General features: G+C 33.1%; 24 protein-coding genes. 12 read left to right on the top strand and 12 right to left on the bottom strand.

Annotation, left to right across the window (positions count from 1 at the left end):
• Positions 1 to 97 precede the first annotated feature (97 nt).
• The 4 genes from CELAL_RS10665 to CELAL_RS22600 all read left to right on the top strand — a co-directional run bounded on the left by CELAL_RS10665 (position 98) and on the right by CELAL_RS22600 (position 3,190).
• Complete coding sequence (locus CELAL_RS10665) at positions 98 to 922, top strand: thymidylate synthase (protein WP_013550918.1); 825 nt, start codon at positions 98 to 100, stop codon at positions 920 to 922.
• A 7-nt stretch (positions 923 to 929) separates the two neighbouring features.
• Positions 930 to 1,403, top strand: a complete 474-nt coding sequence (locus tag CELAL_RS10660; RefSeq protein WP_148229670.1) for an energy transducer TonB — start codon at positions 930 to 932, stop codon at positions 1,401 to 1,403.
• Position 1,404: 1 nt separating this feature from the next.
• On the top strand, positions 1,405 to 2,226 hold the full coding sequence (locus CELAL_RS21510; RefSeq protein ID WP_013550916.1) for an energy transducer TonB: 822 nt from the start codon (positions 1,405 to 1,407) through the stop codon (positions 2,224 to 2,226).
• 115 nt (positions 2,227 to 2,341) lie between these two features.
• Entirely contained in the window at positions 2,342 to 3,190 is an 849-nt protein-coding gene (locus CELAL_RS22600; protein ID WP_013550915.1) for an energy transducer TonB, read from the top strand.
• A 59-nt stretch (positions 3,191 to 3,249) separates the two neighbouring features.
• Here the strand turns inward: CELAL_RS22600 and CELAL_RS10645 are convergent, their stop codons facing one another.
• Together CELAL_RS10645 and CELAL_RS10640 are read right to left on the bottom strand one after the other, a co-directional pair.
• Positions 3,250 to 3,546, bottom strand: a complete 297-nt coding sequence (locus CELAL_RS10645) for an isoamylase early set domain-containing protein (RefSeq protein WP_013550914.1) — start codon at positions 3,544 to 3,546, stop codon at positions 3,250 to 3,252.
• A 149-nt stretch (positions 3,547 to 3,695) separates the two neighbouring features.
• Positions 3,696 to 4,784, bottom strand: a complete 1,089-nt coding sequence (locus CELAL_RS10640) for an aminotransferase class V-fold PLP-dependent enzyme (RefSeq protein WP_013550913.1) — start codon at positions 4,782 to 4,784, stop codon at positions 3,696 to 3,698.
• 55 nt (positions 4,785 to 4,839) lie between these two features.
• On the opposite strand from CELAL_RS10640, the gene CELAL_RS10635 reads away from it, so the two are divergent.
• Together CELAL_RS10635 and CELAL_RS10630 are read left to right on the top strand one after the other, a co-directional pair.
• On the top strand, positions 4,840 to 5,229 hold the full coding sequence (locus tag CELAL_RS10635; protein WP_013550912.1) for a 2TM domain-containing protein: 390 nt from the start codon (positions 4,840 to 4,842) through the stop codon (positions 5,227 to 5,229).
• Positions 5,226 to 5,726 carry a dihydrofolate reductase gene (locus CELAL_RS10630; RefSeq protein ID WP_013550911.1) on the top strand — a complete coding sequence of 167 codons (501 nt, stop codon included), beginning with the start codon at positions 5,226 to 5,228 and terminating at the stop codon, positions 5,724 to 5,726. The genes CELAL_RS10635 and CELAL_RS10630 overlap by 4 nt, the downstream gene beginning before the upstream one ends.
• Here CELAL_RS10630 and murI read toward each other — a convergent pair.
• The 8 genes from murI to CELAL_RS10590 form a co-directional block, all read right to left on the bottom strand.
• The gene (gene murI / locus CELAL_RS10625; RefSeq protein ID WP_013550910.1) at positions 5,715 to 6,494 is read right to left on the bottom strand and encodes a glutamate racemase; all 780 of its coding nucleotides are present in this window, start codon (positions 6,492 to 6,494) and stop codon (positions 5,715 to 5,717) included. The two genes, CELAL_RS10630 and murI, sit on opposite strands and share 12 nt — an antisense overlap.
• Before the next feature lie 124 nt (positions 6,495 to 6,618).
• Positions 6,619 to 7,128: an OmpH family outer membrane protein gene (locus CELAL_RS10620; RefSeq protein WP_013550909.1), complete on the bottom strand. Its 510-nt coding sequence runs from the start codon at positions 7,126 to 7,128 to the stop codon at positions 6,619 to 6,621.
• Positions 7,129 to 7,203: 75 nt separating this feature from the next.
• Complete coding sequence (locus CELAL_RS10615; RefSeq protein WP_013550908.1) at positions 7,204 to 7,992, bottom strand: OmpH family outer membrane protein; 789 nt, start codon at positions 7,990 to 7,992, stop codon at positions 7,204 to 7,206.
• A 196-nt stretch (positions 7,993 to 8,188) separates the two neighbouring features.
• Entirely contained in the window at positions 8,189 to 10,846 is a 2,658-nt protein-coding gene (locus CELAL_RS10610) for a BamA/OMP85 family outer membrane protein (protein WP_013550907.1), read from the bottom strand.
• Entirely contained in the window at positions 10,818 to 11,558 is a 741-nt protein-coding gene (locus CELAL_RS10605; RefSeq protein ID WP_013550906.1) for an isoprenyl transferase, read from the bottom strand. Before CELAL_RS10605 ends, CELAL_RS10610 begins: the two co-directional genes overlap by 29 nt.
• A 6-nt stretch (positions 11,559 to 11,564) precedes the next feature.
• On the bottom strand, positions 11,565 to 12,260 hold the full coding sequence (gene porG / locus CELAL_RS10600) for a type IX secretion system protein PorG (RefSeq protein WP_013550905.1): 696 nt from the start codon (positions 12,258 to 12,260) through the stop codon (positions 11,565 to 11,567).
• 116 nt (positions 12,261 to 12,376) lie between these two features.
• Positions 12,377 to 13,258 carry an NAD kinase gene (locus tag CELAL_RS10595; RefSeq protein WP_013550904.1) on the bottom strand — a complete coding sequence of 294 codons (882 nt, stop codon included), beginning with the start codon at positions 13,256 to 13,258 and terminating at the stop codon, positions 12,377 to 12,379.
• A gap of 5 nt (positions 13,259 to 13,263) precedes the next feature.
• The gene (locus CELAL_RS10590) at positions 13,264 to 13,920 is read right to left on the bottom strand and encodes a CBS domain-containing protein (protein WP_013550903.1); all 657 of its coding nucleotides are present in this window, start codon (positions 13,918 to 13,920) and stop codon (positions 13,264 to 13,266) included.
• 85 nt (positions 13,921 to 14,005) lie between these two features.
• Here CELAL_RS10590 and CELAL_RS10585 point away from each other — a divergent pair, with 85 nt between their 5' ends.
• The 6 genes from CELAL_RS10585 (at position 14,006) to clpX (ending at position 19,450) form a co-directional block, all read left to right on the top strand.
• Entirely contained in the window at positions 14,006 to 14,734 is a 729-nt protein-coding gene (locus CELAL_RS10585) for a pyridoxine 5'-phosphate synthase (RefSeq protein WP_013550902.1), read from the top strand.
• Entirely contained in the window at positions 14,734 to 15,504 is a 771-nt protein-coding gene (locus CELAL_RS10580) for an alpha/beta fold hydrolase (protein ID WP_013550901.1), read from the top strand. Before CELAL_RS10585 ends, CELAL_RS10580 begins: the two co-directional genes overlap by 1 nt.
• A 69-nt stretch (positions 15,505 to 15,573) precedes the next feature.
• Positions 15,574 to 15,921 (top strand): phage holin family protein, encoded by a 348-nt coding sequence (locus tag CELAL_RS21865; protein WP_013550900.1) that lies wholly within the window; start codon positions 15,574 to 15,576, stop codon positions 15,919 to 15,921.
• Between the two features lie 101 nt (positions 15,922 to 16,022).
• Positions 16,023 to 17,345, top strand: a complete 1,323-nt coding sequence (gene tig / locus CELAL_RS10570; RefSeq protein WP_041557692.1) for a trigger factor — start codon at positions 16,023 to 16,025, stop codon at positions 17,343 to 17,345.
• Positions 17,346 to 17,433: 88 nt separating this feature from the next.
• Entirely contained in the window at positions 17,434 to 18,114 is a 681-nt protein-coding gene (clpP, locus tag CELAL_RS10565; protein ID WP_013550898.1) for an ATP-dependent Clp endopeptidase proteolytic subunit ClpP, read from the top strand.
• A gap of 100 nt (positions 18,115 to 18,214) precedes the next feature.
• Positions 18,215 to 19,450, top strand: a complete 1,236-nt coding sequence (gene clpX, locus CELAL_RS10560; protein WP_013550897.1) for an ATP-dependent Clp protease ATP-binding subunit ClpX — start codon at positions 18,215 to 18,217, stop codon at positions 19,448 to 19,450.
• On the opposite strand, the gene CELAL_RS10555 is transcribed toward clpX, so the two are convergent.
• Together CELAL_RS10555 and CELAL_RS10550 are read right to left on the bottom strand one after the other, a co-directional pair.
• Entirely contained in the window at positions 19,447 to 19,992 is a 546-nt protein-coding gene (locus CELAL_RS10555) for a hypothetical protein (protein ID WP_013550896.1), read from the bottom strand. The two genes, clpX and CELAL_RS10555, sit on opposite strands and share 4 nt — an antisense overlap.
• A 70-nt stretch (positions 19,993 to 20,062) precedes the next feature.
• Complete coding sequence (locus CELAL_RS10550) at positions 20,063 to 21,577, bottom strand: GH3 auxin-responsive promoter family protein (protein WP_013550895.1); 1,515 nt, start codon at positions 21,575 to 21,577, stop codon at positions 20,063 to 20,065.
• Between the last annotated feature and the right edge of the window lie 85 nt (positions 21,578 to 21,662).

The following is a 21,662-nucleotide window of genomic DNA, read 5'->3' as shown; positions in this document are numbered from 1 at the left end:
GCCTTTGAGACTAAAAAGAGAACTTCAATACATTTTGATTTCTTATTTTTGCTCTCTATTACACTCACATACCATTAACACAAGCTACTTCAAAATTATGAAACAATATCACGATTTATTACAGCATGTATTAGAAACAGGAAACCAAAAAGGCGATCGTACGGGTACGGGAACTAAAAGTGTTTTTGGATATCAAATGCGCTTTGATTTAAGCAAAGGGTTTCCGATGGTTACGACCAAAAAATTACATTTGAAGTCCATTATCTATGAATTACTTTGGTTTTTAAAAGGAGATACAAATATTGATTACCTAAAAGAAAACGGGGTGCGCATCTGGAATGATTGGGCAGATGAAAATGGAGATTTAGGTCCTGTTTATGGTCATCAGTGGCGTAATTGGAATAGCGAAGAAATAGATCAAATAAAAGACGCAGTAGAGACTTTAAAGAATAACCCTAACAGCAGAAGAATGCTAATTTCTGCATGGAACCCTAGTGTGTTGCCAGACACCTCTAAATCTTTCTCTGAAAACGTTGCCAACGGAAAAGCTGCTTTACCGCCTTGTCATGCTTTCTTCCAATTCTATGTTGCAGATGGTAAATTATCGTGTCAATTATACCAACGCAGTGCAGATATTTTTTTAGGCGTACCTTTTAACATTGCATCTTATGCTTTGTTTACTATGATGATGGCGCAAGCTTGTGGCTACGAAGCAGGAGATTTTATACATACTTTTGGTGATGCTCACATCTATAACAACCATATGGACCAAGTAGAACTTCAGTTAAGCAGAGATCCTAGACCATTACCTAAAATGGTTTTAAACCCAGAAGTGAAGAATATTTTTGATTTTAAATTTGAAGACTTTACCTTAGTAGACTATAATCCGCATCCACACATAAAAGGCGTGGTTGCTATATAACCATACCATGAAAAAAATATATGTACTCGCGCTGTTATTCCTAGCGTTCCAAAATGTAGCAACAGCACAACAAGAAACAATTATTGAAGAAATTGAAATTAGAGAGGTTGAAGACGTTGAAGAAATGACAGAAATTCCATTTTCTGTTTTAGATATCGCACCACTATTCCCAGGTTGTGAGAATGATTCCTCTGAAGATAAAAAAGACTGTTTTCAACAAAAAATTTTCGACCATATTAGCGCAAATTTTATCTACCCAGAGGAAGCTAAAAAAAATAACATACAAGGGAGAGTTTTTTCTAGATTCATAATTGATGGAACAGGAAAAATAACCAACATAACTGTTAGAGGGCCTCACGAGTTATTGGAAAATGAGGCTAAAAGAATTACAGCGTTAATCCCTAATATGCTAGAACCCGGACAACATGGCGGTGAAATTGTTAGAACGCTATACTCCATTCCATTGACCTTTAAACTTTAATATGAAAACCATTTTAATATACTTATTAGCGCTCATTTCTGGTACTATACAACTTTATAGTCAGGAAGATACCGCAATAACTTTTTTCCCTGTAGAACAATTAATACATGAAAACTGTAAAAAATCTAAAGACACCAATCAATGCTTAGAATCTATTCTTTTAAAGAAAGTGGAATTAGCATTAAATAACATAGAAAAATCTACCAAAAGCTATAAAGACACCTTGAATATTTATGTAAATTTTAATACAAACAAGCTAGGTGAAATTATTGAAGCTAACATAAGTACTTTTGCCAATGATTCTATTATTAAACGGAAAATTGGAGATTCACTTAAAAAGTCAATTACAAAAATCCCTGCATTCAAAGTAGAAAATAGAAAAACAGATAAATATATTTCTTCACACTCATTTAACTTTTATTTCACCCAAGAAGTAAATCATAAATTCACATCAATTAGCACTCCCGAAAATGAAATTTATAAAGGTGGAGAAATTACAAGAATACCCTTATTTGAAGGTCAGGTATACACAGATCAGCAAACTGATCAACGAAATTTTCAATCACAAATAGTCAATCATATCCGAAAACACTTTAGATACCCTGAAATAGCGCAAGAAATTGGTGTACAAGGTGTTGTTTATGTGAATTTTAAAATTAATGAAGAAGGTAAGGTAGAAAAAATGAGAGCAAAAGGACCTGCAAGTTTACTTGAAGAAGCTCAATCAATTATTTCTAAGCTACCAACATTTAGGCCTGGAACATTAAATGGCCAACCAACAACTATCGCTTTTACAATTCCAATCTCATTTAAATTACAATAAGAAAAGCCAAAACAAATTGTATCGGCTTTTTTAAAAAATCAAATAAGATAATTACAACTCTAAAACAGCATTCTTTGTTCGTAAAAATTCATTGTATTGACCTTTAAGCTTTAATATGAAAACCATTTTAATACGCATAGCCATAGTACTTATCTCTTGTAATGCGCTATCACAAACCACAAATTACAACCCATTTCTAGAAAACAATTTTGCAACTTTTAAAGATTGTAACACGACGACAAGTAGTGCTGCAGAAGAATGCTTTAGAAAAATTTTGATCACAAACTTTGAGGCTTCATTTGACTACCAAGAAGAAAAGACAGAAACAAATACCAACGGACGATCTGTTTATTTTAGTTTTAAAGTAGATTCTATTGGTGAAATACACAAGGTTGATTTCTATGATTCTGATGACGAAATAATCAGAGAGCCACTAGATGGTTCCATAGCGCAATTACCAAAAATGACACCTTCTACAGAAGATAATATTAAAGGTAACACCACTTTTATTTTAGAGCTAAAAATTACTCCCGAAGAAAAGACACTATTTAAAATTATTGATATTAAAACTAGATTTGAAAAACCTAAAACCAAGAAAAATGAAAATTCAGAAGTTATTGAATTTAACATCATAGACAAAGTACCTGTATTTCCCGGATGTGAAATAGAAAGTGAGCAGCAGCGAAAACAGTGCTTTCAAGGAAAAATGATGAAACACATCATGAAGAACTTTCGCTATCCAGAATTTGCACAAGAAAAGGGAATACAAGGAAGAGTGAACGTTATATTTATGATAGATAAAGAAGGCAATATAACAGCTATAAAAACCAGAGGATCTCATCCTGTATTGGAATTAGAAGCAAGAAGAATTATCGCTAAACTACCTCAAATGGAGCCAGGAGAAGAAGACGGAAAACCTGTTAAGGTCCCCTTCTCTCTCCCAATAACATTTAGACTTCAATAAAACACAAAAAAGCCGAAACAAATTGTTTCGGCTTTTTTTTATGAAATTTAATATGATAATTATAACTCTAAAACTGCATTCTCTGTGCCTGCAAATTCATTCCATTGATAACGATCTGCCTCAGCTTCATTAACATAAGTATCATCTATAAGGTATCTAAATTCATAAGATGCCTCCTTAGGTAAGTCCATAGTGCCTTTAAAAGTACCATTCTTTAATTTCCTTAAAGTTCCTTTTTTAGGATTCCAATTATTGAAATCTCCTACTACATAAACTTTAGAAGCTTCTTCTGCTGGCACTGTAAAAGTCACTTTACATACCGGCTTACTTTTTAAATACTGTTTTGTGATAGCCATAGCGTTGTCGTTTAAATTCAGTACAAATCAAATCAATATATAATTGATAAACAATTAGTTAACATCGATTTATCAAATTAGTAAATTTACATTTACAAAAAATCAGAATTCTCAATTAAATGTAAGAATTTTTTGTATTTACAAAGTCTTTACTTCGTTTTTTTTATGACATTTATAACTTTAGCAACATTTTTAATCGTATTATAGAAATGAAAACTTAGTCTAATACCCTCTCCACGCTGTGAACACATAATATCATTATTAAGGAGCGCATCAAACATTTTTTGATTTCCCGTAATATTAAAAATGGTACTATGCTTATCTCTTGCCAAGACGGTAGCTTCCAGTACTTCTAATTTCGAGAACTCTTGAAAAGCATAAGCACTCAAAGCGGCATTTGCGTCACCAATAACCTTCATCCCAATACCCGATAAAAAATCAAGAGAACATTTTAAGCTACCAAAACTTAAGGTATCTAAATGGCCTGGCTCAAAATGTTTGACAAATTTAATCGTATCAAATCCATCAACGACACCATTAGCAGAATTAAAACCGGCGGTTTTCAACGTAAAGCGATTCTTAATCTCTTCCTTAAAAAGCATGAAACCGTTACCACTGCCCGCAAGCAACCACTTATAACCACTAGCCCCTAAAACATCTATTGCCGAATTATCAAAATCAAAATCTTCTGTACCACAGAACTGAGTTCCATCGGCTATAATTAATAATTCTGGAAATTCCGCTTTAAGTTTAGCAAGAAAATCCAAATCGATCTTAATCCCATTTACCCATTGTACAATACTAATTGCCAAAATGGTAATTTTCTCTGATTTGATTTTTTCTACAATGTTTTCTTCTAAATTTCCTTGAAGTATAGCTACATAGTGCACATCAAAACCACGGCTCATAAACGGCCATTTTAGAGAAGGGTAATCATCATCTAATAACAATACCTTATTTGAAGCATCTAAGCCCTCTAACAGCATATTCATTCCTAATGAAAAGTTCTGAACCAAGGCTACATTCTCATTTTTACAATTAAAAAAAGCCCCTACAGTGGCTCTCACCTGTGTTATTAACTTTGCCGCCTTAAGTTTAAAATCACTACCTCCAATTAAATAATCTAAATCATGTTCTTGACGCCAATCTAAAAGGCCGTCATACATAATTCCGTAGGCTGCTGTATTTGCATAGATGGTTTGATCTAAAATTGGAAACTCTTTAATTATCTTTTGCATGATGATATGTTAAAATAGGATTATACTATCTTTGTTAGTAAAGATACTAATTGAGATGTTTTTAAAAGCTAAAAAAGAATCGGATATAAATTTAGAGCAGCATGAGTTATTAGAACATGCTCAAATACGTATTAAGCAAAAGAAGCGCCTTTATGCCCATTTCATCATTTTTTTAGTAGGTAGTGTCTTTTTAGTTTTAATTAATAAAATACTCAAATATGGCGAAGCCTATGACTGGTTTATTTGGGTGATAACGTTCTGGTCGTTTCTATTTGTAATGCACCTTATAAATGTATTTGTTACCCAAAAATTTATGGGTCTAGCCTGGGAACGTAGTCAGAGAGAGAAGTTGGTTAAAAAACAAAAAACACGCATAGCAGCGCTTCAAAAAGAAATAGAAACAGAATTCCCTATTTCTCAAATAAATAAAAAAAAAGAAGATTGAAAACAGTTACTCTAATAGCAGCTGCAGCTGATAACAATGCACTGGGCAAGGATAATGACCTGCTTTGGCATCTCCCTGACGACTTTAAGCGCTTTAAAGCGCTAACTACCGGTTATCCCATAGTCATGGGAAGAAAGACCTTTGAAAGCTTTCCTAAACCACTACCCAATAGAACGCATATCATTATCACTAGAGACAAAAATTACAAGACTGTCTTTGAAAATTGCAAGGTGGTACATTCTTTAGAAGAAGCCCTTATTGTAGGCAATCAACTAAACAACGCAGTATTTATTATTGGCGGAGGTGAAATATATGCTTTAGGTCTTGAAAAAGCAACATGTATAGAACTCACTAGAGTCCACGGAAATTTTGAAGCAGATGCTTTTTTTCCTGAATTTGATGAAAATAAATGGGAATTAATAAAAGAAGAGCATCACCCAAAAGATGACAAGCATAAGTATGCTTTTACCTATTTAACCTATCAGTTAAAAATCTAAAAAATCTACAGAAACCTCATAATCTGTTAAAAAATATTTTAACTCATCAGCATTCTTATTGCTATAAAACTGATGCTTTGATAGCTGATCACTTGCAGAAAGCTTAAATTTCTCTAGAATACTTTTAGTGTGTTTTGCAACCGCTTCTCCAGAATCTATTATCGTAACCTTGTCTGATACTATTTCTTGAATTACTGGAATTAAATAAGGGTAATGTGTACAGCCTAAAACTAGATAATCTATTCCTTGGTGTATCATTGGGTTTAAGTATTTAAGTAAAAGATTTCTTACCTCAACACCATTAACCTTACCGGACTCTATTAACGGAACTAAGCCTTCACCATCTTGATCAATAACAGTAATACCTTCTGAATAATTTTTTGATGTTGTATTAAAAAGGGCACTGGTCAAAGTACCTTTGGTGGCCAACACCCCAATAGTTTTAGATTTTGAATTAAGTGCCGCTGGTTTAATAGCAGGCTCAATCCCTATAAACGGAATATCATAGGTTTTTCTAAGGTAAGCTATTGCGTTTGTCGTAGCTGTATTACAAGCTATCACGATAATTTTACATCCTAGATTTAATAGAAATTCGGTGTTTTTTATGCTCAGGTTTAAAATCTCATCAGCAGATTTTTCACCATAAGGTGCATTCTTACTATCTGCTAAATAAATAGTATCCTCATTAGGTAATAATTTATGTATTTCTTTCCAAATAGACGTTCCTCCAACACCAGAATCAAAAATACCTATAGGTTGTAAATTCATAAGACTAACAAAGAATAATTATAGTTTAAAGTTACATTAAAAACCACGTTCAAAAAAAAACATGTATAATTTTAAATAAAAAAAGCCCACATAAAGTGGGCTTTTAAATTTATACAAGATTGAATTAGAATCCTAATTCCTTTTTCACTAATGGTAATAAATCTGTTCCTTTAGCTACGATTACACCGCTACCTTGAGAAGAATCTAAAACATAGTTTACACCTTGAGCAGCTGCTACTTTCTCGATAGCTGCTTTAGCTTTATCAGAAATAGGGCCTAACAAAGCAACTTGCTTAGTTTGTAATTCTTGACTCGCTTTTTGTTGAGCACTTTGAATATTTTTTTGAGCTTCTTGTAGCTCTACAGTTCTTTTCTGATTTTCTTCATCTGACTTACTAGGAGCTTCACTCTCGTACTGCTTAAATTTCCCTTGTAAAGAAGTCATTGAACTTTGAATATCTGCACCATACGTTTGCTCTAACTTTTTAAGTTCAGCTTCAGCAGATTTCATCTCTGGCATTGCAGACATAAGTTCTGTTACGTTAATATGAGCCATTTTATTTTGCGCGTTAACAAAACTTGTAGCTCCTACAAATAATACTACTGCTACTACTATTCCTTTTAAATGTTTCATGATTTTCAAATTACTTGTTTTGAGTGTTAAATTAATGGTTTATTCCCGCCTGGGAGCTTTTTGAGTTTAAAATTTTTAATTATTTTCTTTTTCTTCTTCTTGAGTCGCTTTTTTCTTTGCCTCACGTTCTTCTAGCAACTTTTTGCGTCTAGCTTCATACGCTTTTTTACGGTCTTCACGTAATTTCAACTGCTCTTCTCGCTTGTCCGTTGCAAGTTTCTCTCTTGTTTCCTCTGCATCTTTAGATTGTTCTAGCCTTTCCTTATAAGCATCAGTCATTTCTCTTTCTACTGGCTCTAAATCGCGCTGATTGATCTTCTCTCTTGCAGCACTAACTTTACGTGTTCTAGAGATAGCTTTCAAAACCAAATCACTAATATCTAATCTTTTCTCTGCATATAACATAACCACATCTGCAGATTTATCAAAAATCATATCATAGTTCTTACTCTGACCAATTTTCTGTACTTCCGTAAAAACCTGGTCTTGTATGGGCTGTATTAAACGCTGCTTTGACAAAAACAAATCTCCTCCTGGCCCAAATCTATCTTGTTGGTAATCGAACATTTCCTTTTCAAGAAGGCTAATTTCTTCTTCGCGCTCTTCAATAAGTTCTGCCGTTAATAAAACTTTTTCCGCCATCAAATCCTTTTTCATTTGATCAACAGCACTTTTTTCTTGTTCTATTTCAAGCTTCCATTTCTGAACTTTACTATCCAATTGCTCGTTTGCCTCTCTATACTCTTCTACATTTTCTAAAATGTACTCCATATCAATATATGCTATTCTCACACCACGTGTTTGAGAGAAGCCATTTATGGACCACAAAATTGCACTGATAACTAAAAGAACTTTTGTTTTCATTTCGTATACATTTACTATAATAGAAAATACCGTGCCAAAATAATTAAATTATTTAAGAATGTTATTAAATTCTACAATTTAACTGCAAAAAACAGTTTTTATCTAACCAATAACAAAGAAAACACGTATTACTATCAAAATTAATACTATTATTAATTAATTTGATAGTAATACGTGTTTAATATTTTTACATTGTTTAAAATTGTTGACCAATAATAAAGTGTGTCTGCCAACCGCTTGGTCCTACAGAACCTGGGTTTAAATCGCTATCAAAACCATATCCAAAATCAATACCTAATAAACCAAAGGCAGGCATAAATATACGCAAACCAGCACCTACTGATCTTTTTATCTCAAAAGGGTTAAATTCTTTAAAGCTAGAAAATGCATTTCCACCTTCAGCAAATACAAGACCATAAATAGAAGCAGATGGTTTAAGCGTTAAAGGATACCTAAGTTCCATAGAGAACTTATTATAGATAAGTCCACCAGCTTGCTCAGTTGCATCCGAAAACTTGTCTGTCACATAAGGGGTTATTGATTGATTCTCATACCCTCTAAGCGCTACATTTTCACGCCCATCTAAAGTAAAATTACCCATACCATCTCCACCAACAAAGAAACGTTCGAAAGGTACATCACCAACACTACTATTATAATTACCCAAGAAACCAAACTCTGCGTTTGTTCTTAATACTAAAGATTTATTACTCACATTACCAATTAAGGTCGTATACCAATCTCCCTTGAAATTTACTTTATAGAATTCTAACCACTTAAAACGCTCACGTTCTATACGCTCTATCTCTTCTGTTTTCGCAGCATTAGACTCAGTACTGGCATAAACCGCAGCTTCATCTTCATTTAATTGCTTATAATCTTTACCATTCAATAAAGACCATGGCGGTGTGAATTTTGCTTTAATTTCAAAATTAGATCCTGATGTAGGGAAAATTGGGTTTGTTCCTGCAGATCTCCTAGAAATACCTAAGGTATACGCAAGAGAATTAACTTTACCATCTCCAAAATTAAAAAGCCCTAAGTTATAATCTTTAAAATCATACAATTGATACCCTACAGAATGTGATATGGTAAAGAAATCATCTGGCCATTGCACACGCTTAGCGATCCCTAAAGTAATACCCGTAATAGAAAATTGCTGATCTTTATTAACCTCAAATCTTCCGTTATTACCATAAGATGCTCTAAACTGCTGCGTTCTAGATAAAGACATATTAAAACCAACTGGTTTTCTTCCCCCTAGCCAAGGTTCTGAAAAGTTTAAGCTATACACTCTATAGGTCTGGCTCGCTTGTAAACGCAAAGCAAAGGTCTGACCATCTCCCATTGGGACTGGCTTATAAGATTCTCCATTCAATATGTTTTTAATAGAGAAATTACTAAAAGACAAACCTAATGTTCCGATGAAACCACCACCACCATAACCACCTTGTAGTTCTATCTGACTTGAACCAGATTCTACTAAACTATAATTTAAATCTACAGTACCCGAGTTAGGATCTGGATTTAAAACATCTGGTTTTACATTCTCAGCATCAAAATAACCTAAAGCACCAAGTTCACGGATACTTCTAATAATATCTGCTTTATTGTATTTCTGACCTGGTCTTGTACGTAATTCACGATACACTACATGATCATTTGTTTTATCATTACCATCTATGGTAACATGGTTAAGAAAAGTTTCTTTACCTTCTATAATACGTATTTCAAAATTAATAGTATCATTCGCTGCAGACATTTCTACAGGGTTAATACTAGAAAACATGTAGCCATTATTCTGATATAAACTAGTTATATCATTTGGATCTGGCTTTGTATTATCTGCAATTCTTTCCTTAAGTAATACCCCATTATAGGTATCTCCTTTTCTAATCCCTAAAACAGAACTTAATTGTCTATCCGTATAAACCGTATTCCCAACAAAATTTATTTCTCCGAAATAATATTTATCACCTTCTTCTACCTTAATAGTTATATCTATAAGATCATCCCCATTGTTAGAGATAGAATCAGAAATAATACGTGCATCTCTATACCCCTTTTCAGCGTAAGTCTCTACTAATTTAACCAAATCTGCATCGTAATCCTCAGGGATATATTTAGATCTTTTAAGTGTTAAAATGTTTTTAAGGGATTTTTCTTTTGTCTTTTTAAAGGCTTTCTTAAGTCTCTTATCTGATAATTTCTCGTTTCCTTCAAAATTAATAGCGCTAATTTTTACCTTCTTACCTTTCTTAATATTAATTACCATGCTCTGCGCATTGGCTTCAGAAGTATCAATAGCAGTAGCAATAGCCACCTTAGTATTTAAAAACCCCTTCTTTTTATATTTATTTTGAAGGTAATTTTTAGTATTCGCTATAAGGTTTTCAGTAATTTTTTTACCTTTTTTAAGATCGGTATCTTTTAAAATATCATCTATCTTACCTTTCTTTACTCCATATATAGTAACATTAGAAAGTGTAGGTCTTTCTAGAATATTCAATTCTAAAAATATACTTTCTCCTTCTACTTTTGTAATGTAAAAACTTATATCACTAAAAAGTTCTAAGTTCCACAACTTATTAATTATGGCACTAATCTCTTCTCCTGGAATTGTAATAGGCTGTCCGTCCCGTAAACCTGTATAGGTTTTTACTGTTTGCTCATTGTAACTTTGAAGTCCCGTTACTTCTAAACCACCTAGTATATATTTTTTACCTTCCTCATAAGAAGAAGCTTCTTGTGCGGAAGAAAATAGTGCGGTTAAAAATAAAATAAAAGTAAATGCTAATTGGGGAGAGGTGATTTTTTTTACACCTCTAGATAAGTTGTTCGCTAGTTTTTCCAAATCTTCGTTCTCTATTTTGGTAATTTAAAATTGCTTCAACCAAATGTTGCTCTGTAAAGTCGGGCCATAAGACATTTGTAAAATATAGTTCAGCATATGCAATTTGCCAAAGTAAAAAATTACTAATCCTATGCTCTCCACTTGTACGTATAAGCAGGTCTACATCAGGTAAATCATGCGTGTAAAGATGGGTATTAATAATGGTTTCGTCAATATTTTCTGAGGAAATTATATTATTTTTAACTTTGATACTTATCTCTCGTATAGCGTTTTGAAGCTCCTCTCTAGCCCCATAACTAAGCGCTAAAGTTAAAGTCATCCCTGTATTACTGCTTGTTTTCTGAATTACATCTAGCAATTCTTTATGCGCTCTTTTAGGCAAAGAGGCTATGTTTCCTATAGTATTAAGCTTAATACCATTATCCATAAAGCTAGGCAGCTCTTTACGTAACGAGGAAACTAGAAGTCTCATTAAGGTATCTATTTCAAATTTTGGTCTTTTCCAATTTTCCGTAGAAAAAGTATAAAGAGTTAGGTAAGGAATTTTCATTTTAACACAAGACTCGACAACATCACGCACTGTTTTTACACCATTTTCATGACCAAAAACTCTTAATTTACCGTGTTGTTTTGCCCATCTACCATTACCATCCATGATAATAGCGAGATGTTTAGGCAGTTTTGTCTTATCAATATTCTCTATACTGTTCATAATGTTTTAATCAAAACAATCAGAGCAAGGTTTTCTCTTAAAGGTATAAGTTAACGTTAACCCTGAGAAAACATACCAATCGTTACTAAAAATATTTCCAAATTCTACATCCAGAGATTCAAGATTTTCATCTTCAGGATTACTAAAATCTAAGTTGTCTGTGAACGTATATCTCGCTCCAATTTCGCCTCCTAAGATTAAAACCTGACTAATCCTATATTTAAATCCAATCGTCATAGGAATTGCAAAAGACCCATCCCTTTGATCATCATAGTTTATTACCTGATTAGCGTCTATATAATTATAATCATACCTAAAGTAAGTTATACCTGTATATAAATAAGGAGTAAATGCTGGCCCTAATCGATGTAAATTGTACTCTACAAAATTAAGCTCCAAACCTGCCGAAAACTCCAATATACTATTATCTACCACATAACCTCTTTGTTGCCTAGAGGTCATATTAGATTTTGTGTCGTCTGCTGTAAACTCACCATACAATATACTTGCACGCCACGCATAACGCTTACTTTTGTTCCATTTAAAAATACCTCCAAAAGCGGGTCCAGATGGCAATATATAATTTGTACGCCCTACATCTCCTATATTATTTACTCCACCAGCCATTACTCCAACCTCGAACGTCTGTCCTTTCATTTCTAAAAAAGAAAAGACAATTATTAGCACCAAAAATGTCCTCATGTATTTTAAAAGTTTGCAAATATAACAATTTCACCAGTTTATAAAACTGAAATTATTAGATTGATGTTCTCTAAGAGATAAACAACATTTCAGAACATTTATTGTTTTAAAACCAATCAATTACGCTTATCCTCACCCCATAATAATTTATTACGGAGTGTTTTTAAAAAACTTTCGGAAGTATATTCTATCATTTTAATCGTGATAGAAGATTTCTTGATTATTATTTCTCTACCATTTTCAACGGTAGCTATTCTAGAATCTAATGAAACTAAATGATTCTCTTCTCTTCCCGAAACCTTGAGTCGAATCTCTGTATCATCAGAAATAACTAAGGGTCTAGCATTTAAATTATGTGGTGCAATTGGTGTTAATATTAATGATTTCGCAGAAGGAGCTATTACTGGCCCTCCACAACTTAAAGAATACCCTGTTGAACCTGTAGGCGTAGCAACAATAAGACCATCTGCCCAATACGACGTTAAATACTCATTATTTAAATGCGTTTCTACTGTAATCATCGAAGTTGTATCCTTTCTACTTACCGTAACTTCATTAAGCGCAAAGTTTAAATTCTCAAACTCTGGCAACTGAGGATCTGTATACACTTCTACCAAACTACGTTCTACAATAGTATAAGCCCCAGAAATAAATTCTTTAACCACTTTACGAACATCTTCTTTTTTAAAGGTTGACAAAAAACCCAGACGCCCTGTATTTACTCCTACTATAGGAATATTTAAATCACGAACATAGGTAATTGCACGGAGTATAGTTCCGTCTCCTCCAAAACTCACAAACATATTAAAGGAATCATCTAACCCACTTTCTGCCGTAAAGACATTAAATTCTTCTACTGTCCTTGAGCTTTTAAGTAATTGATAAAAGTCTTCTTCAAAATAAACTTCGGCGGGGATAGTACGCAACTCATCTAATAACTCAACAACATAATCAAGCGCATTATCAGAATAGGTTTGTCCATAAATGGCAACTTTCATAAGCACTAAACGTTTAAGTATTTATTTAAATAATCAGATCTTTCTTTTAAATCTTCTAAAAATTGATCATCATTGTTTCCAAACAAAATGGTGTAATTATACCGTCTAAAAGTCTGTATAATTTCATTCAAATTAGACGCTCCAATTTTAAGAGTAACTTGAATAACATCATTTCTTGAATCCGTTATAAACCCTCCAATCAACTTGGTATTATTACTTTCTACTATCTGAGCAATTTCACTAAACGAATAATCTTTTACCCCTTTTGCAATAACAAGAATACCTCCCGGCTCTGTAAAGAATGGCGTATCTATAAAAACAGTAACTATATCCGTTAATAAATAATACCCAACCACTAGAGAGTTTCCATCTAAAACAGGAACTATATTAGCATCATTCCTTGCAAAAGACTCTAATACATCTAGCCATGAAGTATCTACCGTCACAAAAACTGACTCCAGATTAAACCTATACTCCTCAATTTTACTTGAAACATCAAAAACCTCCATATCATTCTCAGAAATAACCCCTAGAAATTTTTCATCCTCCACGATGGCAATATGTGAATACGTGGTCTCCTTAAAAAATTTCACAACGTCTTTCATAGCGCCTTCCAATTTAAACACTGGAAGCGTAGTTATTATATGTGATTGTATATTCATAATCCTTCTTATTACTGCAAATTACTAATTATATATGGCAAAAAGCATGCCTTATTTGTATTTTTGTTTTCAAGAAAAATGAAATATGACAAAGTTAAGTGTTAATATAAATAAAATTGCGACGCTAAGAAACGCTAGAGGAGGCAATGTGCCCAATTTATTAGTTGTCGCAAAAGACATAGAAGATTTCGGAGCTCAAGGTATTACGATACACCCAAGGCCAGACGAACGACATATTAGGTATGCTGACGCACGTGAACTAAAGGACACTGTCATGACAGAATACAACATAGAAGGCAACCCGAATAAGAACTTTATAGCCTTAGTTTTAGACGTAAAGCCAACACAAGTAACACTTGTACCTGACGCAGAAGATGCTATTACCTCTAACGCAGGCTGGAATACGATAAAACACCATGATTTCTTAAAAGATGTCATCAAGACTTTTAAAGAAAACGGTATAAGAACCTCAATATTTGTAGATCCTGACACTGCAATGGTAGAAGGCGCTGCAAAAGTTGGTGCAGACAGAATTGAATTATATACAGAAAGCTTTGCCCATAATTATGGAATAGCAAAAAATCTAGAAGACAAAAATGCAGCAATACAACCTTTTATTGATGCAGCAAAAACTGCAACAAAATTAGGCTTAGGGATTAATGCCGGACACGATTTAAGCTTAGATAACATTAAATTTTTTAAAGAAAATATCCCAAATTTATTAGAAGTATCTATTGGCCACGCTTTAATCTGTGAAGCCTTATATTTTGGATTAGACAATGTAGTTAACATGTATTTACACAAATTAAAATAATGCAAATTTTACACTCTCAAATACTCGGTAGTGGCAAGCCTTTACTTATTCTTCATGGCTTTTTAGGGATGTCTGATAACTGGAAAAGCCTAGGTAATCAATATTCAGAAAATGGATTCGAAGTACATCTTTTAGACCAAAGAAATCATGGTAAAAGTTTTCAAAGTGATGCCTTTAACTACGATTTATTGGTTGAAGATTTACATTTTTATATGGATCATCATCAAATTAAAAGTGCGTTCATTTTAGGCCACTCTATGGGTGGAAAAACTGCTATGCTTTTTGCATGTACGTATCCAGAAAAAGTTGAGAAATTAATTATAGCAGACATTGCTCCTAAATACTACCCTCCACACCACCAAGAAATCATAAATGCTTTAAACGCAATACAATTGAGCACATTAACCTCAAGAACAGAAGCTGACATTGCATTGAAAAAGTATATCCGAGATTCTGGAACACGTCAATTTTTATTAAAAAATTTATATTGGAAAGAAAAAGGCGTGTTAGACTTCAGGTTCAACTTAAAAGTTTTAAGTGAAAAAATGGAAGAAGTTGGAGAAAATATAAACAACACAGCAAGCTACTCTGGCCCTACTCTATTCTTAAGAGGAGACAAATCAGAATACATCGTTCTAGAAGATTTTGCTGAAATAAAAAGACATTTCCCAAATGCACAAATAAAAAATATTGAGAATGCAGGTCACTGGTTACATGCCGAAAACCCCAAGCAGTTTTTTGACTATTCATTTGAATTCATGAATTCGTAGCAACTCAGAACCTTTTGCGTATCTTTAATTTGCTTTTTAAGCAAAGAATCTTAACTAAAAAAAAAACTTATGAAACTACTATTAAGAATACTTTTAAGCGCTATAGCTGTCGTTATTTTATCCAAGATATTACCAAATGTATATGTAGATACCTACTTTACCGCAATAATTGTTGCCATCGTATTGAGTTTACTTAATTTTATAGTAAAGCCAATTTTAGTAATTTTAACCTTGCCAGTAACTATTCTAACATTAGGTTTATTTTTATTAATCATAAATGCAATCATCATATTATTAGCCAGCAATTTAATTGATGGCTTTAGAGTTGATGGCGTTTTATGGGCAATACTATTCAGTCTTTGCTTATCTTTTTTGCAATCTATATTTTTCTCGTTATTAAATGACGACAAACAATAAGAAGTTACACTTTTGAAATTCAGCCACTTAAAAAGTTGCCAAGATTCACAAAATGTAGTACTTTTGCAGCCCATTTTATTGATGTAAAATTAGATATAGAGATGAATATCACTAAAGAACAGATTAACGAATTAAACGCTGTTGTAAAGGTTGCCGTTACAAAAGATGATTATCAAGACAAGGTAGAAACTATCCTTAAAGACTACAGGAAAAAAGCAGATATTCCTGGATTCAGAAAAGGACAAGTACCAATGGGTCTTATCAAAAAACAATACGGTAAAGCCGTATTAGTTGAAGAAGTAAATAAATTAATACAAGACAACCTTAATAAGTATCTTACTGAGGAAAAATTAGATGTACTTGGTAATCCTTTACCAAAACAACGTGATAATTTTAATTGGGATGCTGAAGATTTTGAATTCGAATTCGAATTGGGACTAGCTCCTAGCTTTGAAGTAGATTTAAAATCTAAAAAGGCTATTACACAGTACAAGATAGTTGCTGATGATAAAATGATCAACGAACAAGTTGAACGTATCCAGAAGCAATATGGCACTCTTACCAATAAAACTGAAGTAACTAAGAAAGACGAAGTTGTTGGCGTTTTCAAAAACGAAGAAGAAGAAATTGAAAACAAAGCTACTTTAGAAATAAGCACGTTAAAAAGCAAAAAAGCTACAGATGCCTTAGTAGGTGCTAAAGTTGGTGATGTTATCACTATTTCAACTAAAGGATTGTTTGGTGAAGATCAAGAATTAGCAGCTGCATTAGGAATACAAGCTGATAAAGCGGAAAAACTTGCTGTTGATGTAAGTTTTACTATTGAAGAAATCAACGAAAGAGAGCCTGCAAAATTAGATCAAGAATTATTTGATAAACTTTTCGGAAAAGATGTAGTAACATCAGAAGACGGGTTAAAAACGAAAATAAAAGAAGATTCTGAGCAACAATTTACGCAGCAAGCAGATCAAAAATTATTAAATGATATCACTGAAAACTTCATTGATACAACTAAATTTGAATTGCCTGCAGATTTCTTAAAAAAATGGATTCAAGTAACTGGCGAAAAAGTCTTAACTGATGACGAAGCAACTACAGAATACGAAAAATCTGAAAAAGGCTTACGTTATCAATTAATTGAAGGTAAGATCATTACAGAAAACAATCTTCAAGTTCAGTTTGATGAATTAAAAGAATTTTCAAAAGGATTCATCAAAACACAAATGGCTCAATTTGGCCAATTAAATCCTGCTGAAGAAGAATTAGACAACATTGCCGCTAGAGTTTTATCTAACCAAGATGAAGTGAAGCGCCTGTCAGAGCAGTTAATGAGTCAAAAGCTATTGACACTGTACAAAGAAAAAGCAAATCTAAAAACTAAAGAAGTTACTTACGAAAACTTCGTGAAGGAAGTTTACGGGTAGTTTTTGAAAGATAAAATAAGTATCTTTACGGTGTTGAAAATTTGTTTTCAACACCTTTTTTTTTATTTAAAAACATATCTAAATATCTATGGATTACGGAAAAGAATTCAAGAACTATGCTATAAAAGACCAAGGTATTAGTAGCATGTATTACGATAAAATCATGAGTAGCATGTATCCTACAAACATGACTCCCAACATTATAGAAGAACGCCAGTTAAATGCAATTGCAATGGACGTATTTTCTAGATTAATGATGGACAGAATCATCTTTTTAGGAACTGGCATAAATGATCAAGTAGCAAATATTGTTCAAGCACAATTACTATTCTTAGAGAGTGCTGACGCTTCAAAAGACATTCAAATATACATTAACTCTCCTGGAGGAAGTGTATATGCTGGCTTAGGCATCTATGACACTATGCAGTATATAAAGCCTGATGTAGCAACAATCTGTACCGGAATGGCAGCATCAATGGGTGCTGTACTTTTATGTGCTGGTGAAAAAGGAAAACGTAGTGGATTAACACATTCTCGCGTTATGATTCACCAACCAATGGGCGGAGCTCAAGGACAAGCAAGTGATATAGAAATTACTGCGAGAGAGATTTTAAAGCTTAAAGATGAATTATACGAAATCATTGCTTTACACTCTAATCATGACATTGAGAAAGTACGTGACGATAGTGATCGTGACTACTGGATGAAAGCTGACGAGGCTAAGGTTTACGGAATGATTGATGAGATTCTTGTAAGAGAAACAAAGTAATTTCGACAAAACAATAAGCTACTTAAAACAGTAGTAAAATAAAATAAGTAAACTAAAACGACCTATTTGAGCGTTTTAGTTTACTAATGGTATTAAAATTATGGCAAAAGAAAGTTTAGAATGCTCTTTTTGTGGACGAAAAAAACCAGAGACGAACCTCTTAATTGCTGGTTTGGATGCTCACATTTGTGATCGATGCATTGAGCAAGCTCACGGCATCGTTGCAGAAGAGTCAAAACAAACTAAGAATGAAGACTTATCTTCAGAATTAGTATTAAAAAAGCCTCTTGAAATAAAAGACTTTTTAGATACTTATATTATTGGACAAGAGCGGACAAAGAAAGTAATGTCTGTAGCAGTTTACAATCACTATAAGCGCCTTCTACAACCCTCTTCACTAGAAGACGAAGTAGAAATTCAAAAAAGTAATATAATCATGGTTGGCCAAACAGGAACTGGTAAAACATTGATGGCTAAAACTATAGCTAAAATGCTTAATGTTCCCTTAGCTATTGTAGATGCTACGGTTCTTACAGAGGCAGGTTATGTTGGTGAAGATGTAGAAAGCATCTTAACGAGACTTCTACAAGCGGCAGATTATAATTTAGAAAAAGCAGAGCGCGGAATAGTATTTATTGATGAGATAGATAAAATTGCACGTAAAAGCGATAACCCTTCCATAACAAGAGATGTTTCTGGAGAAGGTGTTCAACAAGGTTTACTTAAATTATTAGAAGGAACTGTAGTTAACGTGCCACCAAAAGGAGGCCGTAAACACCCAGATCAAAAATTTATTGAAGTAAATACTGAAAATATTCTTTTCATTGCTGGTGGTGCTTTTGATGGCATTGAACGCGCTATCAATAAGCGCTTAAACATGCAATCTATTGGGTATAGTGCTTCAAAAAATGAAGACAGACCAGATGAAAATAATATTCTACAATATATTATTCCTAGAGATTTAAAAGAATTTGGTTTAATCCCTGAAATCATTGGTAGACTTCCGGTATTAACACATATGAACCCTTTAGATACAGAAGCACTAAGAGCCATCTTAACAGAACCTAAGAATGCTATCATCAAACAATACGAAAAATTGTTTAAAATGGATGACGTTACACTTACTGTTACAGATGAAGCTTTAAATTATATTGTTGAAAAAGCTATAGAATACAAACTTGGAGCACGTGGTTTACGTTCTTTATGCGAAGCTATTTTTACTGATGCGATGTTTGAATTACCTAGTAGTGATGAAAAGCAACTAAAGGTATCTAGAGCTTATGCAGAGAAAAAATTATCGTTTGATACCATTAAAAAATTAAAAGCAGTTTCTTAATTCTGAAACTGCTTTTTTATTACTTTATCAAGCAATTCTGAACAGACTTGCTTGATAATTTTTTCATCTGAATACAAATCATGCCCATAACCTGATGCTTCAGACCACGAAATCCCTAACCGATCACTCCATTCTTTTGAAGGCTTAAATGCATCATTAGATCCAAATAATAATTTAAAAGGAAAAATAGGCTTCTCTTTTTCCATACGTACTCTAGTTGGTGAGATTGCATAAAGTGATTTTACAGGTAAACCTTGCAATCCCGCTTTATAAATAATAGTACCTCCTGTACTAAAAGCTAAATAATGACTAGGAATCGATTCTCTTTTTAATACATGCGCAACAGCAGTCTCTATACCACTATTTACAAATTCCTGATGTAAGGTTTCTTCCGTTTCTACGGTTAAATTGATATTGGCTAATTCTTGACTATCGTAAAAAACAATTTCAAAATATTGCTGTAGATACCCTAAATAAGAGGTTATCCATTGCCCCTTTTTGGTTCCCCACATATCAGATACAATTACTAGCCTTTCTACCATACGTTTCGCTATTTATAATTCTTTATTCCTATTCTTAATAAATACCAATCTAAACGGAATAAATACAATTTTATTGGTTCATTCCTAATAATTCTTCAACATAGTCTCTTTTATTAGATAGCCTAGGAATCTTATGTTGCCCACCAAGTTTATCCTTCAACTTTAACCAATCATAGAACAAATTATGACGTGCTATATGAACTTTAGGCATTTTTAAGGTAATATTATTATAGCGTTTTGCTTCGTAATCAGAATTTAGAGATTTTAAAGCGTTGTCTAAAATCTCAGTAAAATAGGCTAGTTCTTTAGGCGGCTTTCTAAACTCAATAATCCATTCATGCCCCCCCTTTTCGGTTCCTGCCATAAAAATGGGTCCCGCAGTATAATCCTTTATTTCTGCACCCGTCTTTAAGCACGTATTTTGCAATGCCTCTTCTGCATTTTCAATAATTAACTCCTCTCCAAAAACATTAATATGATGTTTAGTTCTTCCTGTAACCTTAATTCGATAAGGACTAATCGAAGTGAATTTTATAGTATCTCCAATTTTGTAACGCCAAAGTCCGGCATTAGTAGTAATAATTATAGCGTAATTTTTATTTTTTTCTACCTCCCAAAGAGGTACTATTTTTTGTACCTCATCATAATAGGTATCCATTGCTATAAACTCATAGAAAATACCATAATCTAACATTAATAGAAGTTCATCTGAATTATTCCGATCCTGAATTGCAAAAAAGCCTTCAGAAGCATTATAAATTTCATAATAATTGAAACTTTTTCGTGGTAATAACTTTTTGTATTGCTCTTTATAAGGGTTAAAACTAACACCCCCATGAAAGTAGACTTCCAAATTTTCCCAAACTTGAAAAAGGTGATCCTTCCCCGTTTCCTCAATTACATTATTCATTAAAACTAGCATCCAAGAAGGAACACCAGCCAGAGAGGTCACATTCTCTTGTGTGCTTTCCTTAATAATAGCTTTTAATTTAGACTCCCACTCGCTCATCAAAGAAACTTTATTACTAGGCGTACTACTAAGCTCTGCCCAGAATGGCATATTATCTATTAAAATAGCAGATAAATCTCCGAAAAACGTCCCATTATCTTCATACAACTCTTTACTCCCACCTAGACGCAAACTTTTACCTGTAAACAATTGAGAGTTTTCATTATTATTTAGATACAAACAAAGTAAATCTTTACCAGATTTATAATGACAATCTTCTAAAGCCTCTGTACTCACCGGAATAAATTTACTTTTCGCATTTGTAGTACCACTACTTTTTGCAAACCACTTAATACTGGTAGGCCAGAAAATATTCTGCTCTCCCCTTCTGGTACGTTCAATATTAGGCTCCATTTCTTCATACGAAGTAACAGGTACCCGGCTAGCAAATGTTCTATAACTTAGTATGGAACCAAATTCATGCATTCTACCTATTTCAGTATCTTTTGCAAATGCTAGCAATTGCATTAACACCTCTTGCTGAACTTCTTCTGGGTATTTTAAAAAAAGTTCTATCTGGTGATACCGCTTTTTTAGCAGCCAAGAAGCAATAGAATTAAATAATGGTATTGACATTTTAGGTATCTTTAAGCTTTATTTAGTTTCGGTTATTTAAGTTTAACAATTTAAGAAATCGTTTTATACTTTAAGGTTTTCGATT

The organism is Cellulophaga algicola DSM 14237 (assembly GCF_000186265.1).
Taxonomy (GTDB): Bacteria; Bacteroidota; Bacteroidia; order Flavobacteriales; family Flavobacteriaceae; genus Cellulophaga; species Cellulophaga algicola.
Note: the sequence above shows the minus strand (reverse complement) of the source record. Positions and strands in the feature narration are given on the sequence as shown.

What these genes read in the sequence shown, in the direction of transcription:
- CELAL_RS10665 (WP_013550918.1), top strand. Translation starts at nt 98, where the DNA reads ATGAAACAATATCACGATTTATTACAGCATGTATTAGAAACAGGAAAC.
- CELAL_RS10660 (WP_148229670.1), top strand. Translation starts at nt 930, where the DNA reads ATGAAAAAAATATATGTACTCGCGCTGTTATTCCTAGCGTTCCAAAAT.
- CELAL_RS21510 (WP_013550916.1), top strand. Translation starts at nt 1,405, where the DNA reads ATGAAAACCATTTTAATATACTTATTAGCGCTCATTTCTGGTACTATA.
- CELAL_RS22600 (WP_013550915.1), top strand. Translation starts at nt 2,342, where the DNA reads ATGAAAACCATTTTAATACGCATAGCCATAGTACTTATCTCTTGTAAT.
- CELAL_RS10645 (WP_013550914.1), bottom strand. Translation starts at nt 3,546, where the DNA reads ATGGCTATCACAAAACAGTATTTAAAAAGTAAGCCGGTATGTAAAGTG.
- CELAL_RS10640 (WP_013550913.1), bottom strand. Translation starts at nt 4,784, where the DNA reads ATGCAAAAGATAATTAAAGAGTTTCCAATTTTAGATCAAACCATCTAT.
- CELAL_RS10635 (WP_013550912.1), top strand. Translation starts at nt 4,840, where the DNA reads ATGTTTTTAAAAGCTAAAAAAGAATCGGATATAAATTTAGAGCAGCAT.
- murI (WP_013550910.1), bottom strand. Translation starts at nt 6,494, where the DNA reads ATGAATTTACAACCTATAGGTATTTTTGATTCTGGTGTTGGAGGAACG.
- CELAL_RS10620 (WP_013550909.1), bottom strand. Translation starts at nt 7,128, where the DNA reads ATGAAACATTTAAAAGGAATAGTAGTAGCAGTAGTATTATTTGTAGGA.
- CELAL_RS10615 (WP_013550908.1), bottom strand. Translation starts at nt 7,992, where the DNA reads ATGAAAACAAAAGTTCTTTTAGTTATCAGTGCAATTTTGTGGTCCATA.
- CELAL_RS10605 (WP_013550906.1), bottom strand. Translation starts at nt 11,558, where the DNA reads ATGAACAGTATAGAGAATATTGATAAGACAAAACTGCCTAAACATCTC.
- porG (WP_013550905.1), bottom strand. Translation starts at nt 12,260, where the DNA reads ATGAGGACATTTTTGGTGCTAATAATTGTCTTTTCTTTTTTAGAAATG.
- CELAL_RS10595 (WP_013550904.1), bottom strand. Translation starts at nt 13,258, where the DNA reads ATGAAAGTTGCCATTTATGGACAAACCTATTCTGATAATGCGCTTGAT.
- CELAL_RS10590 (WP_013550903.1), bottom strand. Translation starts at nt 13,920, where the DNA reads ATGAATATACAATCACATATAATAACTACGCTTCCAGTGTTTAAATTG.
- CELAL_RS10585 (WP_013550902.1), top strand. Translation starts at nt 14,006, where the DNA reads ATGACAAAGTTAAGTGTTAATATAAATAAAATTGCGACGCTAAGAAAC.
- CELAL_RS10580 (WP_013550901.1), top strand. Translation starts at nt 14,734, where the DNA reads ATGCAAATTTTACACTCTCAAATACTCGGTAGTGGCAAGCCTTTACTT.
- CELAL_RS21865 (WP_013550900.1), top strand. Translation starts at nt 15,574, where the DNA reads ATGAAACTACTATTAAGAATACTTTTAAGCGCTATAGCTGTCGTTATT.
- tig (WP_041557692.1), top strand. Translation starts at nt 16,023, where the DNA reads ATGAATATCACTAAAGAACAGATTAACGAATTAAACGCTGTTGTAAAG.
- clpP (WP_013550898.1), top strand. Translation starts at nt 17,434, where the DNA reads ATGGATTACGGAAAAGAATTCAAGAACTATGCTATAAAAGACCAAGGT.
- clpX (WP_013550897.1), top strand. Translation starts at nt 18,215, where the DNA reads ATGGCAAAAGAAAGTTTAGAATGCTCTTTTTGTGGACGAAAAAAACCA.
- CELAL_RS10555 (WP_013550896.1), bottom strand. Translation starts at nt 19,992, where the DNA reads ATGGTAGAAAGGCTAGTAATTGTATCTGATATGTGGGGAACCAAAAAG.
- CELAL_RS10550 (WP_013550895.1), bottom strand. Translation starts at nt 21,577, where the DNA reads ATGTCAATACCATTATTTAATTCTATTGCTTCTTGGCTGCTAAAAAAG.